Source organism: Terribacillus halophilus, from assembly GCF_900101385.1.
Taxonomy (GTDB): Bacteria; Bacillota; Bacilli; order Bacillales; family Amphibacillaceae; genus Terribacillus; species Terribacillus halophilus.
Map to the genome: position 1 here is coordinate 526,376 of NZ_FMZB01000002.1, position 19,533 is coordinate 545,908.

At 45.1% G+C, this 19,533-nt stretch carries 18 protein-coding genes; 8 read left to right on the forward strand and 10 right to left on the reverse strand.

Features of this window, described 5'->3' with window-relative positions; translation table 11 throughout:
* The first annotated feature begins 75 nt into the window (after positions 1–75).
* Positions 76–669, forward strand: a complete 594-nt coding sequence (gene yyaC / locus BLQ53_RS05870) for a spore protease YyaC (protein ID WP_093726335.1) — start codon at positions 76–78, stop codon at positions 667–669.
* A 57-nt stretch (positions 670–726) separates the two neighbouring features.
* Here the strand turns inward: yyaC and BLQ53_RS05875 are convergent, their stop codons facing one another.
* The 10 genes from BLQ53_RS05875 to rpmH all read right to left on the reverse strand — a co-directional run bounded on the left by BLQ53_RS05875 (position 727) and on the right by rpmH (position 9,899).
* Positions 727–1,566 carry a ParB/RepB/Spo0J family partition protein gene (locus BLQ53_RS05875; protein WP_093726336.1) on the reverse strand — a complete coding sequence of 280 codons (840 nt, stop codon included), beginning with the start codon at positions 1,564–1,566 and terminating at the stop codon, positions 727–729.
* Positions 1,538–2,320 carry a ParA family protein gene (locus BLQ53_RS05880; RefSeq protein ID WP_038562607.1) on the reverse strand — a complete coding sequence of 261 codons (783 nt, stop codon included), beginning with the start codon at positions 2,318–2,320 and terminating at the stop codon, positions 1,538–1,540. The genes BLQ53_RS05875 and BLQ53_RS05880 overlap by 29 nt, the downstream gene beginning before the upstream one ends.
* 147 nt (positions 2,321–2,467) lie before the next feature.
* Complete coding sequence (gene noc / locus BLQ53_RS05885; RefSeq protein WP_093726337.1) at positions 2,468–3,319, reverse strand: nucleoid occlusion protein; 852 nt, start codon at positions 3,317–3,319, stop codon at positions 2,468–2,470.
* Positions 3,320–3,538: 219 nt separating this feature from the next.
* Entirely contained in the window at positions 3,539–4,255 is a 717-nt protein-coding gene (gene rsmG, locus BLQ53_RS05890) for a 16S rRNA (guanine(527)-N(7))-methyltransferase RsmG (protein ID WP_093726338.1), read from the reverse strand.
* 21 nt (positions 4,256–4,276) lie between these two features.
* Entirely contained in the window at positions 4,277–6,163 is a 1,887-nt protein-coding gene (gene mnmG, locus BLQ53_RS05895) for a tRNA uridine-5-carboxymethylaminomethyl(34) synthesis enzyme MnmG (RefSeq protein ID WP_093726339.1), read from the reverse strand.
* A 16-nt stretch (positions 6,164–6,179) separates the two neighbouring features.
* Positions 6,180–7,556 (reverse strand): tRNA uridine-5-carboxymethylaminomethyl(34) synthesis GTPase MnmE, encoded by a 1,377-nt coding sequence (gene mnmE, locus BLQ53_RS05900; RefSeq protein WP_093726340.1) that lies wholly within the window; start codon positions 7,554–7,556, stop codon positions 6,180–6,182.
* Positions 7,557–7,749: 193 nt separating this feature from the next.
* On the reverse strand, positions 7,750–8,391 hold the full coding sequence (gene jag / locus BLQ53_RS05905) for an RNA-binding cell elongation regulator Jag/EloR (protein WP_093726341.1): 642 nt from the start codon (positions 8,389–8,391) through the stop codon (positions 7,750–7,752).
* Positions 8,391–9,167 carry a YidC family membrane integrase SpoIIIJ gene (gene spoIIIJ, locus BLQ53_RS05910; protein ID WP_093726417.1) on the reverse strand — a complete coding sequence of 259 codons (777 nt, stop codon included), beginning with the start codon at positions 9,165–9,167 and terminating at the stop codon, positions 8,391–8,393. The genes jag and spoIIIJ overlap by 1 nt, the downstream gene beginning before the upstream one ends.
* A 37-nt stretch (positions 9,168–9,204) precedes the next feature.
* The gene (rnpA, locus tag BLQ53_RS05915) at positions 9,205–9,576 is read right to left on the reverse strand and encodes a ribonuclease P protein component (RefSeq protein ID WP_093726342.1); all 372 of its coding nucleotides are present in this window, start codon (positions 9,574–9,576) and stop codon (positions 9,205–9,207) included.
* 188 nt (positions 9,577–9,764) lie between these two features.
* Positions 9,765–9,899 (reverse strand): 50S ribosomal protein L34, encoded by a 135-nt coding sequence (rpmH, locus tag BLQ53_RS05920; RefSeq protein ID WP_093726343.1) that lies wholly within the window; start codon positions 9,897–9,899, stop codon positions 9,765–9,767.
* 604 nt (positions 9,900–10,503) lie between these two features.
* Here rpmH and dnaA point away from each other — a divergent pair.
* The 7 genes from dnaA (at position 10,504) to gyrA (ending at position 19,468) form a co-directional block, all read left to right on the forward strand.
* Complete coding sequence (gene dnaA, locus BLQ53_RS05925) at positions 10,504–11,853, forward strand: chromosomal replication initiator protein DnaA (RefSeq protein WP_093726344.1); 1,350 nt, start codon at positions 10,504–10,506, stop codon at positions 11,851–11,853.
* 187 nt (positions 11,854–12,040) lie between these two features.
* Positions 12,041–13,183 (forward strand): DNA polymerase III subunit beta, encoded by a 1,143-nt coding sequence (gene dnaN, locus BLQ53_RS05930; RefSeq protein WP_093726345.1) that lies wholly within the window; start codon positions 12,041–12,043, stop codon positions 13,181–13,183.
* 157 nt (positions 13,184–13,340) lie between these two features.
* Positions 13,341–13,562, forward strand: coding sequence for a S4 domain-containing protein YaaA (gene yaaA, locus BLQ53_RS05935; protein WP_093726346.1), 222 nt, complete (start codon positions 13,341–13,343; stop codon positions 13,560–13,562).
* 31 nt (positions 13,563–13,593) lie between these two features.
* Positions 13,594–14,718 carry a DNA replication/repair protein RecF gene (gene recF, locus BLQ53_RS05940; protein ID WP_093726347.1) on the forward strand — a complete coding sequence of 375 codons (1,125 nt, stop codon included), beginning with the start codon at positions 13,594–13,596 and terminating at the stop codon, positions 14,716–14,718.
* Positions 14,718–14,963 (forward strand): extracellular matrix regulator RemB, encoded by a 246-nt coding sequence (gene remB / locus BLQ53_RS05945; RefSeq protein ID WP_093726348.1) that lies wholly within the window; start codon positions 14,718–14,720, stop codon positions 14,961–14,963. Before recF ends, remB begins: the two co-directional genes overlap by 1 nt.
* Before the next feature lie 19 nt (positions 14,964–14,982).
* Complete coding sequence (gene gyrB, locus BLQ53_RS05950) at positions 14,983–16,911, forward strand: DNA topoisomerase (ATP-hydrolyzing) subunit B (protein WP_093726349.1); 1,929 nt, start codon at positions 14,983–14,985, stop codon at positions 16,909–16,911.
* Between the two features lie 40 nt (positions 16,912–16,951).
* Positions 16,952–19,468 carry a DNA gyrase subunit A gene (gene gyrA / locus BLQ53_RS05955; RefSeq protein WP_093726350.1) on the forward strand — a complete coding sequence of 839 codons (2,517 nt, stop codon included), beginning with the start codon at positions 16,952–16,954 and terminating at the stop codon, positions 19,466–19,468.
* Positions 19,469–19,533: the final 65 nt, after the last annotated feature.

Below are 19,533 nucleotides of genomic sequence, written 5' to 3' on the forward strand. Positions count from 1 at the left end.
CAATTTCATATGAACACGTATAGAAAAAGTAGAAAAGCTATATACTATTACCAATATGTGTATGGAGGATAAGCTATGAGCCTGAAGAGAATATTTACGAAAAAAAAGGAGTTCCGCTGTGACTACCAAGATCCCCTTCTTATGAGTAAAGCTTATGAAACAATCAGCTCATGGATTCCTGATGACCGGGAGATTGTTGTTCTTTGCATCGGTACGGATCGTTCGACTGGAGATGCATTGGGACCGATCATTGGTTCATTCCTGACAGAAAAGCCATTGAATAGGCTCCAAGTCTATGGAACACTAGAATCTCCCGTCCATGCCGTTAATCTGGTGGAACGTCTGCAAATGATTACGGAGAAGCATCCAAATGCTTATATAATAGCCATTGACGCTTGCTTGGGCAGAACAACTTCCATAGGTTCCATCATTGCGTCTCCTACACCTCTGCGACCAGGGGCTGCATTGAAAAAGAACCTTCCTGCCGTAGGTGATGCCCAAATAACCGGTATCGTTAATGCCAGTGGGGAAATGGAATATTTTGTACTGCAAAATACGCGTTTGCACCTTGTCATGCAGCTTGCATACAAGATCAGTGCACTTTTACTTGCTATAGATCGTAAACAAGTACCCCTTTTATCGCCCGACACAACTGCCGCCGAAAATTGATATGTTTCACGTGAAACAAACAAAAAAAGCCAAAAGAAGCACGAGCTCCTATTGGCTTTATTTATTTAACACATTTAAGATGCGTTCTAAATCCTCGTCGGAGAAGAACTGAATTTCAATCTTCCCTTTTCGTTTGCCGCGGTGAATGGTTACGTCCGTTCCAAATTGGTTCCGCAACTGTGACTCAGTCTGGACAAGAAAAATATCCTTTACAGGTTTCTTCTTTTCCGGTTCCGGCAGATTTTTGTTCATTTTGATGATGAGCTGCTCCACCTGACGGACATTCAGTGACTCATTCTGGATTTTTTCTACTAGCGGTTGTAGTTTCTTTTTATCTTTCAATCCTAACAAGGCACGTCCATGACCCATGGAAAGTTCACCCTGGTTGATAAGGTCGCTTATTTCAGTCGGGAGGGTCAAAAGACGAATGAGATTCGCTATGTGCGACCGGCTCTTCCCTAACCGTCTGGATAGGATTTCTTGTGTAATATCCAATTCTTTCATCAGATTGGAATAAGCCTGTGCTTCTTCGATCGGCGTGAGGTCTTCCCTTTGCAAGTTTTCTAACAAAGCAAGTTCCATCATCTTCTCATCATCCAGTGTTTTGACGATGACAGGCACTTTTTTCAGACCCGCAGCTTTTGCGGCACGGAATCTTCTTTCTCCTGCTACTATCTCGTAACCCTTGATGCTTTTACGGACAATGAGTGGCTGCAGGATACCATATTCCTGGATGGATTGCTTCAATTCCTCAATGGCATCAGCAGAGAAGACTTTACGCGGTTGATATGGATTCGCTCGGCATTCTTTGATTGCAATTTCCTGAATCTGATCTTCTTCCTTCATTTCCAATTCCGGAAAGAAAGCATTAAGACCTTTCCCCAACCCTTTGGCCATGCGCCATCACTTCCTTTGCTAAGTCTAAATAAACTTCTGCACCACGCGACTTCGGATCATAAATAATGATCGGCTGACCATAACTCGGTGCTTCTCCCAGCCGCACATTTCTTGGAATGATTGACTGATACACCTTATCCTGGAAATATTTCTTCACTTCTTCAATGACTTGGATACCTAGATTTGTACGAGCATCCAGCATTGTCAATAATACGCCTTCAATCATCAAATGCTTGTTCAAATGTTTCTGGACAAGGCGAATGGTATTTAATAGCTGACTCAATCCTTCTAGTGCATAATATTCACATTGTACCGGGATGAGGACAGTATCTGCCGCTGTCAGCGAATTCAAAGTCAGCAATCCTAAGGAAGGTGGACAATCAATGATGACGTAATCATAATTGTCTTTCACACTATCAATCGCCTTCTTTAGACGGACTTCTCTTGAGATCGTCGGTACCAGCTCGATCTCGGCCCCTGCAAGCTGAATAGTGGCCGGTATGACGTCCAAATTATCAACTGCAGTTGATACAAGGACTTTTTCGGCCTCCATATCCTCGACTAGGACGTTGTATACACAATTTTCGACATCTGCTTTGTTCACACCAACACCGCTTGTAGCATTTCCTTGCGGGTCAATGTCTACAAGCAACACTTTATTTCCTAAAAAAGCCAGGCAAGCACTCAAATTGACGCTGGAGGTTGTCTTTCCTACCCCGCCCTTTTGATTTGCGATTGCGATTACTTTGCCCATGGTGTCACCTACCTCAAACTCAATACATTTATTCTATCATTTTTTCAGAGAGACCGACGGATAAATTCAAGATTTCGAAAAGTTAGCACCCTTTTCCTATATAAAAATCCCATCTTGTTGAAAGATGGGGATACTACAGGAGTTTATTTATGACTTTTTCGGTATTTTAATTGTGATTTGGTAATAATCATCCAAATCTTCTTCTTCTGTTTCTAAGTTGATGCCTGTGTCGGAAACCATGGACAATGATTGGCGAATCGTGTTCATGGCAATACGCATATCCTTGTTGACACCCTTTAGCTTGGGACGTTTCTTTTTCGGTTGAGCATTCATGATACGGGCGATGCGTGCCTCTGTTTCTTTTACATTCAATTCTTTATCGATGATTTCCTGCAAAATCAATTCTTGTTTTTCTGCATCTTTTAACACAATCAGCGCACGAGCATGCCGCTCTGTAATTTTCTTTTCCAATAAAGCTTGCTGTACAGATTCCGGCAGCTTTAATAATCGCATCTTATTGGCGATGGTAGATTGACTTTTGCCTAGACGCTGCGCCAATGCTTCCTGAGTCAAAGAGTGCAGCTCCAACAAGCGCTCGTATGCGAGTGCTTCTTCGATGACCGTCAGCTCTTCCCGCTGCAGATTTTCTATCAGTGCTACAGAAGCAGTCTCTGTATCCGACATGTCCCGAATGATGGCAGGCACTGTTTCCCATTCCAAAGACTGGACTGCACGCCAACGACGCTCACCTGCAATCAATTCATAGCTGCCTTCCGTATTTTTCCGGACAACAATTGGCTGGATGATGCCATGCGTACGGATCGTCTGAGCCAGTTCTTTGATTTTTTCTTCTTGGAAAACGGTCCTTGGTTGGTATTGGTTCGGGACAATATCCTGAACCCGAAGGTTTACTACTTCGTCCTGATGCGCATCGTTTTCCGTTTCTGCTGAATCCGATTTATCACCTAGCCCAAATATGCGGCTGAATGGGTGTAACATCCTCAGACACCACCTTTTTTTACAATCCTAATCTAGCAAGCAGGTACATAAGGAATAGTAAATGTTTCACGTGAAACATGTATAAAAAGGCGCAGCAGTTCTACTGTAGAAGCTGCTGCGCTTAACATAAGCCGAGCCAGTTCCTTATCTACTATTTTATCATAGATTGGGTGAGAATGGTAAGCTTGTGTGGCACTTCATCCACTAATTTTCTGTTGTTTAAACAATTGGCTCACGATTGGGAACCCCTGCTTTACGCGGGTATTTCTTCGGTGTCTTGCGGCGTTTGGCAATGATGGCGATATTTCGCTCGCCGCCTTCTTCCGGCAGATCGAATGTGTAGCTCTCCACCAATTCGCCCCCCAGTACCTCAATCGCCGGTTCCGCTTCACGTAGTTCGGTTTCCAGGCTAGGTCCTTTCATGGCGATAAAATGACCTTTCGTCCGGCAAAGCGGCAGACAAAGCTCTGACAGGACGGACATACGTGCTACAGCCCTTGCCGTGACCAAATCGAATGATTCGCGAAAAGCGTCATTTTTCCCGAAATTCTCTGCTCGGTCATGATAAAAAGCGACATCGGACAAGCCAAGCTTCGATGCAAGCTCATTAAGAAAGGTGATTCTTTTTTTCAGCGAGTCGACAATGGTCACCTTCAGTTCCGGAAAGACGATCTTTAGCGGAATGGATGGAAATCCTGCTCCCGCTCCGACATCACAGATACTTTCATCCCCTTTGAAATTGTAGAAGAAAGCAGCGGAAATTGAGTCATAGAAGTGCTTTAAATACACTTCTTCCTTGTCTGTGATAGCTGTCAAATTCATCTTTTCATTCCATTCGACCAACAGATGGAAATAATCCTCCAGCTGTTTTTGTTGCTTTTCCGACAACATGATACCTTGCTGATCCAATTGTTGTAGAAAATCTGCTTGGTTCATTCTGTACCTCTTTTCGACAGATTATTGATTCGCTGCTTTCACGTGACCACCTTGTTCGATATATACAAGCAGGATGGAAACATCAGCAGGGTTTACCCCTGAAATCCGGGAAGCCTGGCCGACAGACAGCGGACGTACTTTCTTCAATTTTTCACGGGCTTCCGTTGCAATACCACTGACATCATCATAATTGATAGTATCCGGTATCTTCTTATCTTCCATGCGTTTCATACGCTCTACTTGCTGCATGGATTTCGTGATATACCCTTCATACTTTGTCTGGATTTCAACTTGTTCTTTTACATCGGCAGGAAGGTCTTTGTCTGCAGGAACGATTTTTTCGATCAAGCTGTATTTGATTTCAGGACGTTTCAATAGATCAGATGCGCGCTGTGCTTCTTTCATGACAGATCCGACTTCATCCATCATCTCCAACACATGCGGTTCTGTCTTAATGATGATTCCTTCCAACCGTTTCCGCTCCTCTTGGATCAGACGTTTTTTCTCCTGGAAGCGAGCGTAACGTTCTTCACTGATCATCCCGATTTCATATCCGATCTCGGTCAGACGCATATCCGCATTATCATGACGAAGCAATAAACGGTATTCCGCACGTGATGTCAGCAAACGATAAGGTTCATTTGTTCCTTTGGTTACCAAATCATCGATCATGACACCGATGTAAGCTTGGGAACGGTCCAGAATAACCGGATCTTTGCCAAGTGCTTTGGCCGCGGCGTTGATTCCAGCCATGATTCCTTGGCCGGATGCTTCTTCATAGCCCGATGTTCCATTGATTTGACCTGCTGTAAAAAGACCAGGGATCTTTTTCGTTTCCAAAGTCGGCCATAGCTGGGTCGGAACCATTGCATCATACTCGATGGCATAGCCGGCGCGCATGATTTCCGCTTTTTCCAAACCAGGAATTGTTTGCAGCATTTCTTTTTGGACATATTCCGGCAAAGAAGTCGACAGTCCTTGGACATATACTTCCTCCGTGTTGCGTCCTTCAGGTTCCAAGAAGATCTGGTGGCGCGGTTTGTCATTGAAACGGACAACTTTATCCTCGATGGATGGACAGTAGCGTGGTCCTGTTCCTTTGATCATACCGGAATACATGGCAGACAGCCCTAGGTTTTCATTGATGATATTGTGTGTGAATTCATTCGTGTACGTCAGCCAGCAAGGGATCTGATCCGTAATGAATTCAGTTGTTTCATAAGAGAACGCAAGCGGTTCTTCATCGCCCGGCTGAATCTCCGTTTTGGAATAGTCGATGGAACGGCTGTTCACACGCGGCGGTGTACCCGTTTTGAATCGGACCATTTCCAAACCAAGTTCTTCAAGATGCTCTGACAATGTCACAGATGCACGCTGGTTGTTCGGACCGCTTTCGTAGGAAATGTCCCCGATGATGACACGTCCGCGCATGAACGTCCCCGTCGTAATGACGACAGTTTTAGCGTAGTATGCCGCTTTCGTTTCTGTGATGACACCTTTGCAGACGCCATCTTCAATGATTAAACGGTCTACCATACCTTGACGCATTGTCAGGTTTTCTTGGCTTTCCAATGTTTTTTTCATTTCTGTAATATATAGCGGTTTATCCGCTTGAGCTCGCAATGCACGAACGGCAGGACCTTTTCCTGTGTTGAGCATGCGCATTTGGATATACGTTTTATCGATTACTTTCCCCATCACACCGCCGAGTGCATCGATTTCGCGCACCACGACACCTTTTGCAGGGCCGCCGACAGATGGATTACATGGCATGAATCCTGTCATGTCAAGGTTCATGGACAGCATTAGCGTATTGGCACCCATTTTTGCTGCCGCCACGCCTGCTTCACAGCCGGCATGTCCTGCACCTATGACAATGACATCATAATGCCCAGCATCGTATGTCATGTTTAATCTCTCCTTTTTATTTTCCTAAGCAAAACTGTGAAAACAGTTGATCAATTAAGCTTTCATGCACGGTATCTCCGATGATTTCACCGAGCAATTCCCACGTTCTTGTCACATCTATCTGGACGATATCCATTGGCATTTGCATTTCGATGCCATTCATCGCTTCCCGAAGCGATGATAGTGCCTGCTTCAAAAGCTGGATATGCCGTACATTTGATATATAACTTAAATCGCCGCCATCGATTTCCCCTGCAAAGAAGGTATCTTTGATGGCAAGCTCCAATTCGTCGATTCCTTTTTCTTCGATCAATGCTGTCGTGATCACTGGACGATCACCCGCAAGCTTCCGGACTTCTTCCAAATCAATTTGCTGGGAAAGATCCGTTTTGTTGACAATGACGATGACATCAAGACCCGCAACAGCTTCAAATAATTGCCGATCCTCGTCAGACAAGGCTTCTCCATAGTTCAATACAAGCAAAATAAGGTCACTTTGCTTCAAAACCTGACGGGAACGCTCCACACCGATTCGTTCCACGATATCCTCTGTTTCACGGATCCCGGCTGTATCAACTAACTTCAATGGTACGCCGCGTACATTGACGTATTCTTCAATGACATCCCGTGTCGTACCTGCTATTTCCGTAACAATCGCCTTATTCTCATGCACAAGCGCGTTCATCAAGGATGATTTTCCGACGTTCGGGCGTCCGATGATGGCTGTAGCCAAACCTTCTCGCAATATCTTTCCTTGCTTGGCCATCTCCAGCAGTTTTTCGATCTCTTCATACACATATTGCGTTTTCTCGATCATCATATTGTGGGACATCTCTTCCACATCATCATACTCTGGATAATCGATATTCACCTCAACATGCGCTACCGTTTCCAATAATTCCTGACGGAGCTTTTGGATCAGACGGGATAGTCTGCCATCCATCTGCTTAAGGGCAACATTCATCGCTCGATCAGTCTTTGCACGAATAAGATCCATAACAGCCTCTGCCTGTGATAAATCAATCCGGCCGTTAAGGAATGCCCGCTTGGTGAATTCACCCGGCTCCGCCAGCCGTGCACCTTCCTGCAACGCAAGCTCCAGTACGCGATTGACAGAAACGAGACCGCCGTGACAGTTGATTTCGACAACATCTTCACGTGTGAATGTTTTCGGCGCCTTCATAACCGATACCATCACTTCCTCTGCAACTTCGCCAGTTGCTGGATCAATCAGCTTTCCGTAATGCATCGTGTGACTTGGCACGTCAGTCAGCTTCTTTCCATCAAATAGCTTGGCTGCAATGGCAACTGCTTCCGCACCACTTAGCCGGACAATGGCAATAGCACCTTCCCCGACGGGAGTCGATATCGCTGCTATTGTATCATTTTGCATCTGCTTCACCTCTTTCTAGCTCTTTCTATCTATTTATCCACAGCATATCGCTATGATTAAGTTTGTACTCACTAACTTATAAGAATAGCACGCTGGCAATCAAAAAGAAAGATATCCACATGAAAAAATAGCACCTGCTGCTAGAGGTGTAGTTATCCACATGTGAATAGAAGGCACAAAAAAAGCCCTGGCGTCATTGCCAAGACTTTTCCTTTACTGGTTGGATGACGATATAACGATTCGGTTCCTTGCCTTTCGAATCCGTTTCAACACCCTTTTGTTTCTGAACTGCTGCATGAACGATTTTCCGTTCGCTAGCCGGCATTGGATCCAGAGGAATCGCTTTATGCAGCGCCAATGCCTTGCTGGCTGCTTGGACAGCTAGCATTTCAAGCGTTTCCCGTCTTTTTGACCGATATCCTTCCGCATCGACGGTAACGGTAAAGTGATATGCTTTTTGCTGATGAAAGAATTGTTCGACAAGCACTTCCAGCGCATTTAACGTCTGTCCTCTTTTTCCAATCAACATGCCGAGATTATCTCCGCTAATCGCAAACACCACATGCTTTTTTTTACGGGATGTGATCTCCACCTTTGCACCGGGATGCAAATGATGGATGACACTTTCCAAATATTCCTTAGCTGCTTGTACAATATCTGCCTGCTTTACTGACACTCTGACAACTGCCGGTTTGGCACCGAACAGATTGAGGAAACCTTTGCTTCCTTCATCAATGACAGCTACTTCGACTTTTTCCTTAGAAACGCGCAACTGCTGTAATGCCGATTGAATCGCATCTTCTACGGTTTTACCACGAGCAGTCAGCTGCTTCATTATTTCTTACTGTCTGCTTGTGCTTTGTTCTTCGCCATCATCGGCTTATTGATGAGCAATGTCTGCGCCACCATGAAGACGTTTCCGACTACCCAGTACAATGCCAAAGCTGATGGCAAGAATAGTGCGAATACAGTGATCATGACTGGCATGATGTACAGCATCATTGTCATTTGCGGATTCGCAGCCATTGTCTGGTTTCCTGCCATCATCAGCTTTTGCTGCAGGAATGTTGCCAAACCTGCTACGAGCGGCAGGATGAAGTATGGATCCGGATTCCCAAGCTGTACCCAAAGGAAATTATGTTCCTTGATGGCTTCCGTACGACTGATCGCCTGATAGAATGCAAGCAAGATCGGCATCTGCACGATGATCGGCAGACATCCTGCCAGCGGGTTTACACCGTGACGCTGGAAGAGCTGCATTGTTTCCTGCTGCAGCTTTTGCTGCGTATTTGCATCTTTTGAGCTGTATTTTTGCTGTAATGCTTTTAGTTCTGGCTGAATTTCCTGCATTGCTTTCGAACTTCTCAGCTGCTTGATGTTCAATGGCAGCAAAATCAAACGGATGATCACTGTTACGATGATGATCCCAAGACCGAAGTTTTCTCCAGTCAAGTTAGAGAAATACGTGATCAGCCAAGATAGCGGGTAAATGAAGTATTCATTCCAGAACCCGGTACTTTCAGAAGTGATTGGATCGGTGTTCGGCGCACAACCTGCCAAGGCAGCGACGAGCAGCACGAGTGCCAATACTAATAGACCTTTTTTACGCACCATGTTTCCTCCTTAACTTCCTTGCATAAGACTTTCCCTATTGCTTCTCTTTATTTTTTCTACTTGGCTGTTTCAGCAGATGTGATTTCCAAAGCACGTGGATCAAGCTCTTTTTCAGTTCCTGATATGCCATGTCCTTAGCCGGCTGCCTGGCGATGACGATAAAATCATATCCTCTGACCACCTGCTCATCCAGTTCATGGAAGGCTTGTCTCAAATAGCGCTTTATCTTATTCCGCATTACAGCGTTTCCAAGTTTCTTGCTGACGGACAAACCGATGCGAAAATGTGCATCCGCTGTTTCCTGCTTCTTATAATATAGAACGAGCTGACGGTTAGCAAAAGAGCTCCCCTTCTGGAACACTTCCTGAAAAGCTTCATTCTTTTTGATTCGATATTCTTTCTTCATGGAGGGTCCCCTCGAGCATGCCTATTTGCGAGAATAGTGTTCAATTTGAAAGAAGGAGAATAAACGCGGCATTTAAGCTTGTAGTTTATTCTCCTTCTCCACACTTTGTAAAAGCACAGCTATTAAGCTGCGTCTGTTCCACAGATCAGTATATAAAGTCAAAAAGACCACTACATACGTAAGTGGCCTTATGCAGACAATACTTTTCTTCCTTTACGACGACGACGAGCTAGAACTTTACGTCCGTTTTTCGTGCTCATACGCTCACGGAAGCCGTGTACTTTTTTTCTTTTACGGTTATTAGGTTGGAATGTACGTTTCATATATAAAACACCTCCCTCGAGGATATATAAAAATATAGCGAAAGGTCATAGACAGTCTTGAACATTATACGTAAAAATGAGCAGACATGTCAACCTATCATTTTTCTATATAGTATCTTCCTTTTATCCACACCCCATGTTAATCTAGTAAACCTGTGCATAACTTTTTCCACACAAGTTTTCGACAACTTACACACATAATCGCATGCTGTGGATATTTTTTGTCTACAATCGCCCGTATTTGTGGATAAGTGTCGATTGAGCATTGCAAGACTAGGATTATTCTGTTATCATATCTGTGTTTTACTAATTGGATAAACCTACTGCAAAAATCCATTATCCACAGATTGTGGATAAACTGTGGACATCTATTCACAGACTTGTAGATGCAGTTATCAACAGATGAGTGGACAACTGAAAAAGTCGCTTCATCACCTATATTATGCGGATTCATTATCCACATCCATATAATTATGTGCACGGCCTTTTTGCATGCTTACATTTTTTTCGCATGTTCCGAAAAGGCCTTTTAATACCTATCATGATGCAGTTTCTTGATTGAAAGTGACTGCTTCTTTCATTTTTACAGAAAGGGGGATGCCTGTTGGACAACATTCAAGATTTATGGAAAAAAACCTTACAAGCAATCGAAAAGCGTATCAGTAAGCCGAGCTTCGATACTTGGCTGAAAAATACCCAAGCCTTTGCACTCGAAGAAGATACATTAATAATCAAAGCACCCAACGAATTTGCCAGGGATTGGCTGGAGAGCAGCTACTCCTCCTTGATCGGGGATACACTCTACGAAGTAACCGGCAATCGGCTGCAGACAAAGTTCATCATTCCGGAATTTCAGCAAGAAGAAGAAGTCATCCGCCAGCCGAAGCCTCCGAAATCCGCTGCGCATGATACGCTCACGGAATCACCAAAAAGCATGCTGAATAGCAAGTACACGTTTGATACATTCGTGATCGGCTCGGGTAACAGGTTTGCGCATGCTGCTTCCCTAGCTGTTGCAGAAGCACCTGCCAAAGCATATAACCCATTATTTATCTATGGAGGCGTTGGGCTTGGCAAAACACACCTGATGCATGGAATCGGCCATTATGTATCGGATCACAATCCAAATGCAAAGGTAGTTTACTTATCTTCCGAAAAGTTCACCAACGAATTCATCAATGCTATCAGGGATAACAAAACAGCGGAATTTCGGGCAAAATACCGTAATATCGACGTCCTGCTCATTGATGATATTCAATTCCTAGCCGGAAAAGAACAAACGCAGGAGGAATTCTTCCATACATTCAATGCGCTGCACGAAGAAAATAAGCAAATCATCATATCCAGTGACCGCCCGCCCAAGGAAATTCCGACACTGGAAGATCGTCTGCGTTCCCGTTTTGAATGGGGTTTGATCACCGATATCACTCCTCCGGATCTGGAAACACGGATAGCCATCCTCCGTAAAAAAGCCAAGGCGGAAGGTTTGGATATACCGAACGAGGTCATGCTGTACATTGCCAATCAAATAGATACCAATATCCGAGAGCTGGAAGGTGCCCTTATACGTGTTGTTGCTTATTCATCTCTTATCAACTCGGATATTGACGCTTCCCTAGCAGCAGATGCACTCAAAAATATCATTCCAAGCTCAAAGCCGAAAGTGATTACCATTCATGCGATCCAGGAACAAGTCGGTGAGCGCTACAATGTCCGCTTGGAAGAATTCAGTGCGAAGAAACGAACGAAGGCAATTGCTTTCCCTCGTCAAATCGCCATGTTCCTCTCCAGGGAACTGACTGATTTTTCCTTACCGAAAATTGGTGAGGAATTCGGCGGCAGAGACCATACAACCGTTATCCACGCACATGAGAAAATCTCCAAACTGCTAAGTCAGGATGAAGAATTGCAGCGTGATATCGATGAGATAAAAGAGAGACTCAAATCTTTCTGACGATCGGACCCTGTTGATAATCGTGCATAAATGCTTTTTTTATTCACAAATTATCCACAGGGTATTTTTGTTGTCATAACTGGGCTTTTTCATACTTATCCACATAATCACAAGCCCTATTACTGCTACTGTATTTTTATAAATAATAATTAATAAGAAGAACCCCCATAGGAGGAACGCAATTATCATGAAATTTGTCATACAACGTGATCGGCTCTTAGCAAGTATTCAGGATGTTGTCAAAGCAATCTCATCCAGAACAGCAATTCCGATTTTGACAGGAATGAAGATTGAAGCAAAAGAAGATGGAATTACGCTGACAGGAAGTGATTCGGATATTTCCATCGAATCGTTCATACCAAAAGAAGAAGACGGCATTGTTTATGTAGAACAGATCGAACCAGGAAGTATCGTATTGCAAGCCAAATATTTTCCTGAAATCGTCCGTAAAGTACCGATGAATGCAGTGGAAATCGAATCTGATACACAATTGAATGTAACCATTCGTTCCGGTAGTGCTGAATTCAAATTAAACGGGCAGGATGCCGATGAATATCCACAGCTGCCAAAGCTTCATAGTGAAGACAGCTTTGAACTTCCGGCTGATTTACTGAAAAATGTCATCAAAGAAACGGTATTTGCTGTTTCGACGCAAGAAACGCGACCGCTCTTAACTGGAGTAAATGTTCGTGTTCAGGATGACCAACTGCATTTTGTTGCGACAGACAGCCATCGTTTGGCATCCCGTCAGATCCCCGTTTCGACAAATGAAGCTGCATTAGGATTCCAAAATGTTGTCATTCCAGGAAAAAGTTTAACGGAATTGAACAAAATCCTGGATGAAAATCAGGATCCTGTCGAAATTCGGATCACCAACAACCAAATCTTGTTCCGTACGAAGCATTTATATTTCCTATCTCGTTTGCTGGAAGGAAACTATCCGGATACATCCCGTTTAATTCCAACTGAAAGCAAGACCTCGCTCCGAATCGACACGAAGGAATTGCTTCGTTCCATCGACCGGGCGTCCCTTTTGGCAAAGGAAAACAGAAATAATGTCGTGAAACTAATAACCCAGGATTCCGGTCAGCTGGAAATCAGTTCGAACTCCCCTGAAGTTGGAAGAGTTGTGGAAGAAGTGACTGTGCAGGAAATCTCGGGTGAAGAGTTGCGCATCAGTTTCAGTGCGAAATATATGATGGATGCACTGAAGGTCATCGAAAGCGAACAAGTGAAAATAGAATTCACAGGTGCCATGCGTCCATTCCTTATCCGTCCTACAGACGATGAAGACTTGATGCAGTTGATCACGCCTGTTCGGACATACTGAGTTATGCACATGTGGATAAAGGCACTGCCTGACGGCGGTGCTTTTTTCTGTGTGTAACATGAAGGCTTGACCTGTTGGGCATAATGAATTTAACTTTCAAAGTTGTGGATACTTTAGTAAACTAATAAGAAGGCAACATAAAGTAAGGAGAGCGGAAATGAACGAAGAAATTCTAATCAACACGGAATATATCCAGCTTGGGAAATTCCTGAAGTTAGTGAATGCTGTCGAAAGCGGCGGAATGGTCAAACTGTATCTGGCTGATCACCCGGTGCTGGTAAATGGCGAGGTAGAAAACAGACGCGGCAGAAAGCTTTATCCAGATGATCGTGTCGAGCTGCCGGCGACATCAGAGGCATTCGTTGTCAAAAAGGCATAGCTAGCTTGCCGGATACAGAAAGGACCTGAGCATGCATATCCAAGAGCTAACGCTTACGCATTATCGGAATTACGATAAGCTGCAGCTGCAATTCGACGATAAAGTGAACGTGATCATCGGGGAAAATGCACAGGGCAAGACAAATTTGATGGAGGCCATCTATGTGCTTGCCTTTTCCAAATCGCATCGGACACCCAAAGATAAAGAACTTATCCAATGGGACCAAGATTATGCTAAAATAGAAGGGAACATCCTGAAGCGAAAACAGCGATTTCCGCTCGAAATCGTTTTATCGTCCAAGGGGAAGAAAGCAAAACTGAATCATCTGGAACAAAAACGCCTAAGTGATTATATCGGGGCGCTCAATGTCGTCATGTTCGCTCCTGAGGATCTGAACTTGGTGAAAGGCAGTCCGCAGATTCGCAGGCGTTTTATTGATATGGAGATCGGCCAGATTCAGCCAGTCTACATCCATCATCTTGGACAATATCAAAAAGTATTGAAGCAGCGGAATCATTTGCTGAAGCTTCTCCAGCGGCGCCAAGCTGATCCGACCATGCTTGATGTGCTGACGGAGCAGCTGATTGAGCATGCTGCCATCATTTTAGAGAAACGTTTCCTCTTCCTCGGATTGCTCCGCAAATGGGCACAGCCCATCCATAAGGGGATCACGACGGGACTGGAGACGCTTGATATAGAATATCTTTCCAATCTGCACGTATCAGAAGAATCCGATAAGGAAAAGCTGAGAATAGCTTATGAGGAGAAATTCTCAGAATTACGGACGCGTGAAGTGGAAAGAGGGACAACACTAGCAGGCCCCCATCGCGATGACCTGTCTTTTTACGTGAATGGGAAAGATGTTCAGGCCTTTGGTTCACAAGGGCAGCAACGTACGACGGCATTGTCGCTAAAGCTTGCCGAAATCGAGTTGATCTACAGTGAAGTCGGAGATTATCCGATTCTTTTGCTGGATGATGTCTTGAGTGAACTCGATGACAACAGACAGTCCCACCTGCTCGAGACGATACAAGGAAAAGTCCAGACTTTTGTCTCGACGACGAATGTATCAGGGATACAGCATGAAACATTGAAACAGGCAGAACTGTTCACGATAAAATCAGGAAAGCTTGTGAGTGAATCAGGAGGAGTCTGATGTTCATTTCGATCGGTTGGAATAATATCGTCAGGGCTGAAGATGTCGTGGCTATCCTGGAATATGGACAGGCGGCTAAAACAGTCGATCCCAATCTGGCAGAAAACGATGAAGCGGAAGATGCATCGGCTAAATCTATCATTGTCACCACTGATCTGATCTATTCCAGTCCGTTATCAGTGCAAACATTGAAGAAAAGGGCAGATACATCGGTTCCGAGAATGATAGAAGAAGATAACCTATAAAGAAATGCAGGTGATTGAAATGGCAATGGAAGATAAAATGCCTGAAGAACAGTTGTATGATGCAGATCAGATACAAGTACTCGAAGGACTGGAAGCGGTTCGTAAACGTCCTGGGATGTATATCGGGTCTACAAGTGAACGCGGTTTGCACCACCTTGTATGGGAGATTGTAGATAATAGTATCGATGAGGCACTTGCAGGGTATTGTGACCATATCAAAGTGATCATCGAAGAAGATAACAGCATCACTGTGGAAGATAATGGACGCGGTATCCCGGTAGGTACCCATGAGAAGACCGGCCGACCGGCTGTGGAGGTCATTATGACCGTCCTGCACGCCGGCGGTAAGTTCGGCGGCGGGGGCTATAAGGTATCCGGTGGTTTGCATGGAGTAGGTGCGTCAGTCGTGAACGCCTTGTCCACAAATCTCGATGTGACAGTCCACCGTGATGGCAAGATCCACGAACAGAGCTTTGAGCGAGGCGTCCCGCAAGGAGATCTCAAAGTTACTGGTGAATCCGACAGAACAGGTACGATTACACATTTCAAGCCGGATCCGGAGATTTTCACGGAAACGACTGCATATAACAAAGAGACTTTGCTAGTCCGTATCCGAGAGCTTGCCTTCCTGAACAAAGGGCTTGCAATCAGTCTTGAAGATAAGCGTGATGAGGAATCAGAGACTATCACCTTCCATTACGAAGGCGGTATCCGTTCTTATGTGGAGCATCTCAATCGTTCCAAAGAAGTATTGCACGAACCATTTTATGCAGAGAATACAGACTCGGAAATCACTGTAGAAATCGCTTTGCAATACAATGACGGGTACACAAGCAGTATCTACTCTTTTGCAAATAATATCCACACGTATGAAGGCGGAACGCATGAAGCTGGTTTCAAATCCGGCCTGACACGTGTGATCAACGATTATGCCCGCAAGAACAATATGTTCAAAGAAAACGATCCGAACCTCTCCGGGGATGATGTACGGGAAGGTTTGACTGCTATCATATCCATCAAGCATCCGGATCCGCAGTTCGAAGGGCAGACGAAAACAAAACTCGGTAACAGCGAAGCCCGTCAAGTAACGGATGCTGCCTTTACAGAGCTATTTTCCAAATTCTTATTCGAGAATCCAGATACAGCCCGGATCGTCGTTGAAAAAGGGCTGATGGCATCCCGGGCCCGGATCGCGGCTAAACGTGCGCGTGAACTGACACGGCGTAAAGGTGCGCTGGAAGTGAGCAGCTTGCCGGGTAAACTGGCTGACTGTTCTTCCAAGGACGCTTCCATCAGTGAATTGTACGTCGTAGAGGGAGACTCTGCCGGTGGTTCAGCGAAACAGGGACGAGACCGGCATTTCCAAGCCATCTTGCCTTTACGCGGAAAGATCATCAACGTGGAAAAAGCGAGATTGGACAAGATTTTGGCCAATAACGAAATCCGTGCCATGATCACAGCACTTGGAACGGGGATCGGAGAGGACTTCGACATTTCCAAGGCACGCTATCATAAGCTGGTCATCATGACGGATGCGGATGTTGACGGTGCCCATATCCGGACATTGCTGCTGACGTTCTTCTATCGTTACATGCGTCCGTTGATCGAGAATGGCTTTGTTTACATTGCGCAGCCACCACTCTACAAAGTACAGCAAGGGAAATCAGCTTATTACGCTTATAATGATCGGGAACTAGAGCGTGTGATGAGTGAGATTCCTAAAGTACCAAAACCAGGCCTCCAGCGTTATAAAGGTCTTGGGGAGATGAACGCAGCACAGCTTTGGGAAACGACGATGGATCCTGAGAATCGGACATTGCTTCAAGTAAGTTTGGCTGATGCGATCGATGCAGACCAAATTTTTGATGTCCTGATGGGTGACAAAGTCGAACCGAGACGGAATTTCATACAAGAAAATGCACAGAACGTGCAGAATTTAGATATTTGACCAATAGAGTCGTTCCGGCAATTTGACAGGAGGTTTTCGCATGGCGGATGAATTACGTCCAAGTGTGCAAGAAAGAGATATAAGTCAGGAAATGCGTACGTCCTTCCTTGACTATGCAATGAGCGTTATCGTAGCGCGTGCCTTGCCAGATGCGCGAGACGGCTTGAAGCCGGTTCATCGTAGAATCCTTTATGCATTGCATGATCTGGGGATGCATGCTGATAAGGCATATAAGAAATCGGCCCGTATCGTCGGGGAAGTAATCGGTAAGTACCACCCGCACGGAGATTCCGCTGTGTATGAAGCGATGGTTCGTATGGCACAGGATTTCAGTTATCGCTATATGCTCGTGGACGGCCACGGGAACTTCGGTTCTGTGGACGGCGACTCAGCGGCAGCAATGCGATATACAGAAGCACGGATGTCCAAGATTTCCATGGAACTGTTGCGCGATATCAACAAGGATACAATCGACTATGGCGATAACTATGACGGCTCCGAGAAGCAGCCGCTTGTATTGCCAGCCCGTTTCCCGAACCTGCTCGTAAATGGCGCTTCCGGTATCGCAGTCGGTATGGCGACAAATATTCCGCCGCATAACCTGAACGAAACAATTGACGCGGTTTTGGCCCTTAGTAAAAATCCGGATATCACAATCGAGGAATTGATGGATGATTATATCTTCGGACCGGACTTCCCTACTGCAGCGCAGATATTGGGCCGAAGTGGTATCCGCAAGGCTTATGAAACAGGCCGCGGATCGATTACGATCCGTGCAAAGACAGAAATCATCGAGCATGATAACGGCAAGTCAACCATCCTCGTGAAGGAACTTCCTTATCAAGTGAACAAAGCACGGCTTGTCGAGAAGATTGCCGAGCTTGTCCGTGATAAGCGTATCGAGGGAATTACGGATTTGCGGGATGAATCCGACCGTAACGGTATGCGTGTCGTGATTGAAGTCCGCCGGGATGCGAACCCGAATGTCATCCTGAATAATTTGTACAAGCATACAGCTCTGCAGACATCTTTCGGGATCAATATTCTTGCCCTTGTGGATGATAAACCGCAGATCCTCAACTTGAAACAGACATTGAAACATTATTTGGACCACCAGCAAGTCGTCATCCGTCGCAGGACGGAATTCGAATTACGCAAAGCGGAAGCCAGGGCGCATATCCTGGAAGGATTGCGAATTGCACTTGATAACCTGGATGAGATCATCAGCCTGATACGTGGTTCTCAAACAACGGATATTGCCCGTGAGGCTTTGATGGAACGATTCGAGCTTTCTGATAAGCAAGCACAAGCAATTCTTGATATGCGACTGCAGCGCTTGACTGGCTTGGAGCGCGACAAAATCGAAGATGAGTATCAAGAGCTGGTTAAGCTTATTGCCGAGCTAAAAGCCATTCTTGCCGATGAAGAAAAAGTACTTGAAATCATTCGTGAGGAATTGACTGAAATCAAAGAACGCTTCGGTGATGAACGCCGTACCGAAATCGTTATCGGCGGTACCGACTTCATTGAGGATGAGGCACTCATCCCGGAAGAAAATGTCGTCATTACATTGACGCACCAAGGATACATCAAGCGTTTGCCTTCCTCCACTTACCGAAGTCAAGGACGCGGCGGCCGAGGTATCCAAGGCATGGGGACGAATGAAGATGACTTCGTTGAGCATCTGATCTCCACCAGCACGCATGATACGATTCTGTTCTTCACGAACAAAGGGAAAGTTTATCGTGCCAAAGGGTATGAAGTACCTGAATTCAGTCGCACGGCAAAAGGAATTCCGATCATCAATATGCTGGAAATCGAAAAAGGCGAATGGATCAATGCTTTGATTCCAGTGAAGGAATTTGCTGACGATTGGTTCTTGGTGTTCACCACAAAACAGGGTATATCCAAGCGGACGACGCTTTCTCAATTCGCCAATATCCGTAAGGGCGGTCTTATCGCATTGAACTTGCGTGAGGATGACGAGTTGATTTCCGTTCGGATGACAGATGGTCATAAACATATCATGATCGCGACGAAGAATGGTTATCTGATCCGCTTCCCAGAGGAGCAAATTCGACCAATGGGCCGTACAGCTGCCGGTGTCAAAGGGATAACCTTGCGTGGGGATGATGATTCCGTTGTATCGATGGATATCATCGATGAAGGCGTGGATATCCTCAATGTTACCGAAAAGGGCTTCGGAAAACGGACGCCTGAATCGGAATATCGCATTACGAATCGAGGCGGTAAAGGGATCCTAACATCTAAAATCACAGATAAAACTGGTCAGATAGTTGCAGCTAAACCAGTTACTGGTGAAGAAGATATTATGATCATCACCGTTTCCGGTGTGTTGATTCGGTTGCCTGTTTCCAGTATTTCTATCACCGGTCGGAATACACAAGGTGTCATCCTGATTCGTATTCAGGAAAATGAAGCAGTAGCAACTGTTGCCCGGATTGATAAGGAACAAGAGGAAGAAATCGAAGCTGTTTCTGATGAGATGCTGGAAGAACCAGTGGAAACAGAGACAGACGATCCGGAACAAGTTTGATAGAAAGCATTCCCGCTCCCATAGTGGTGGGAATGCTTTTTTTACATAACTTTTTGGATGAAAGG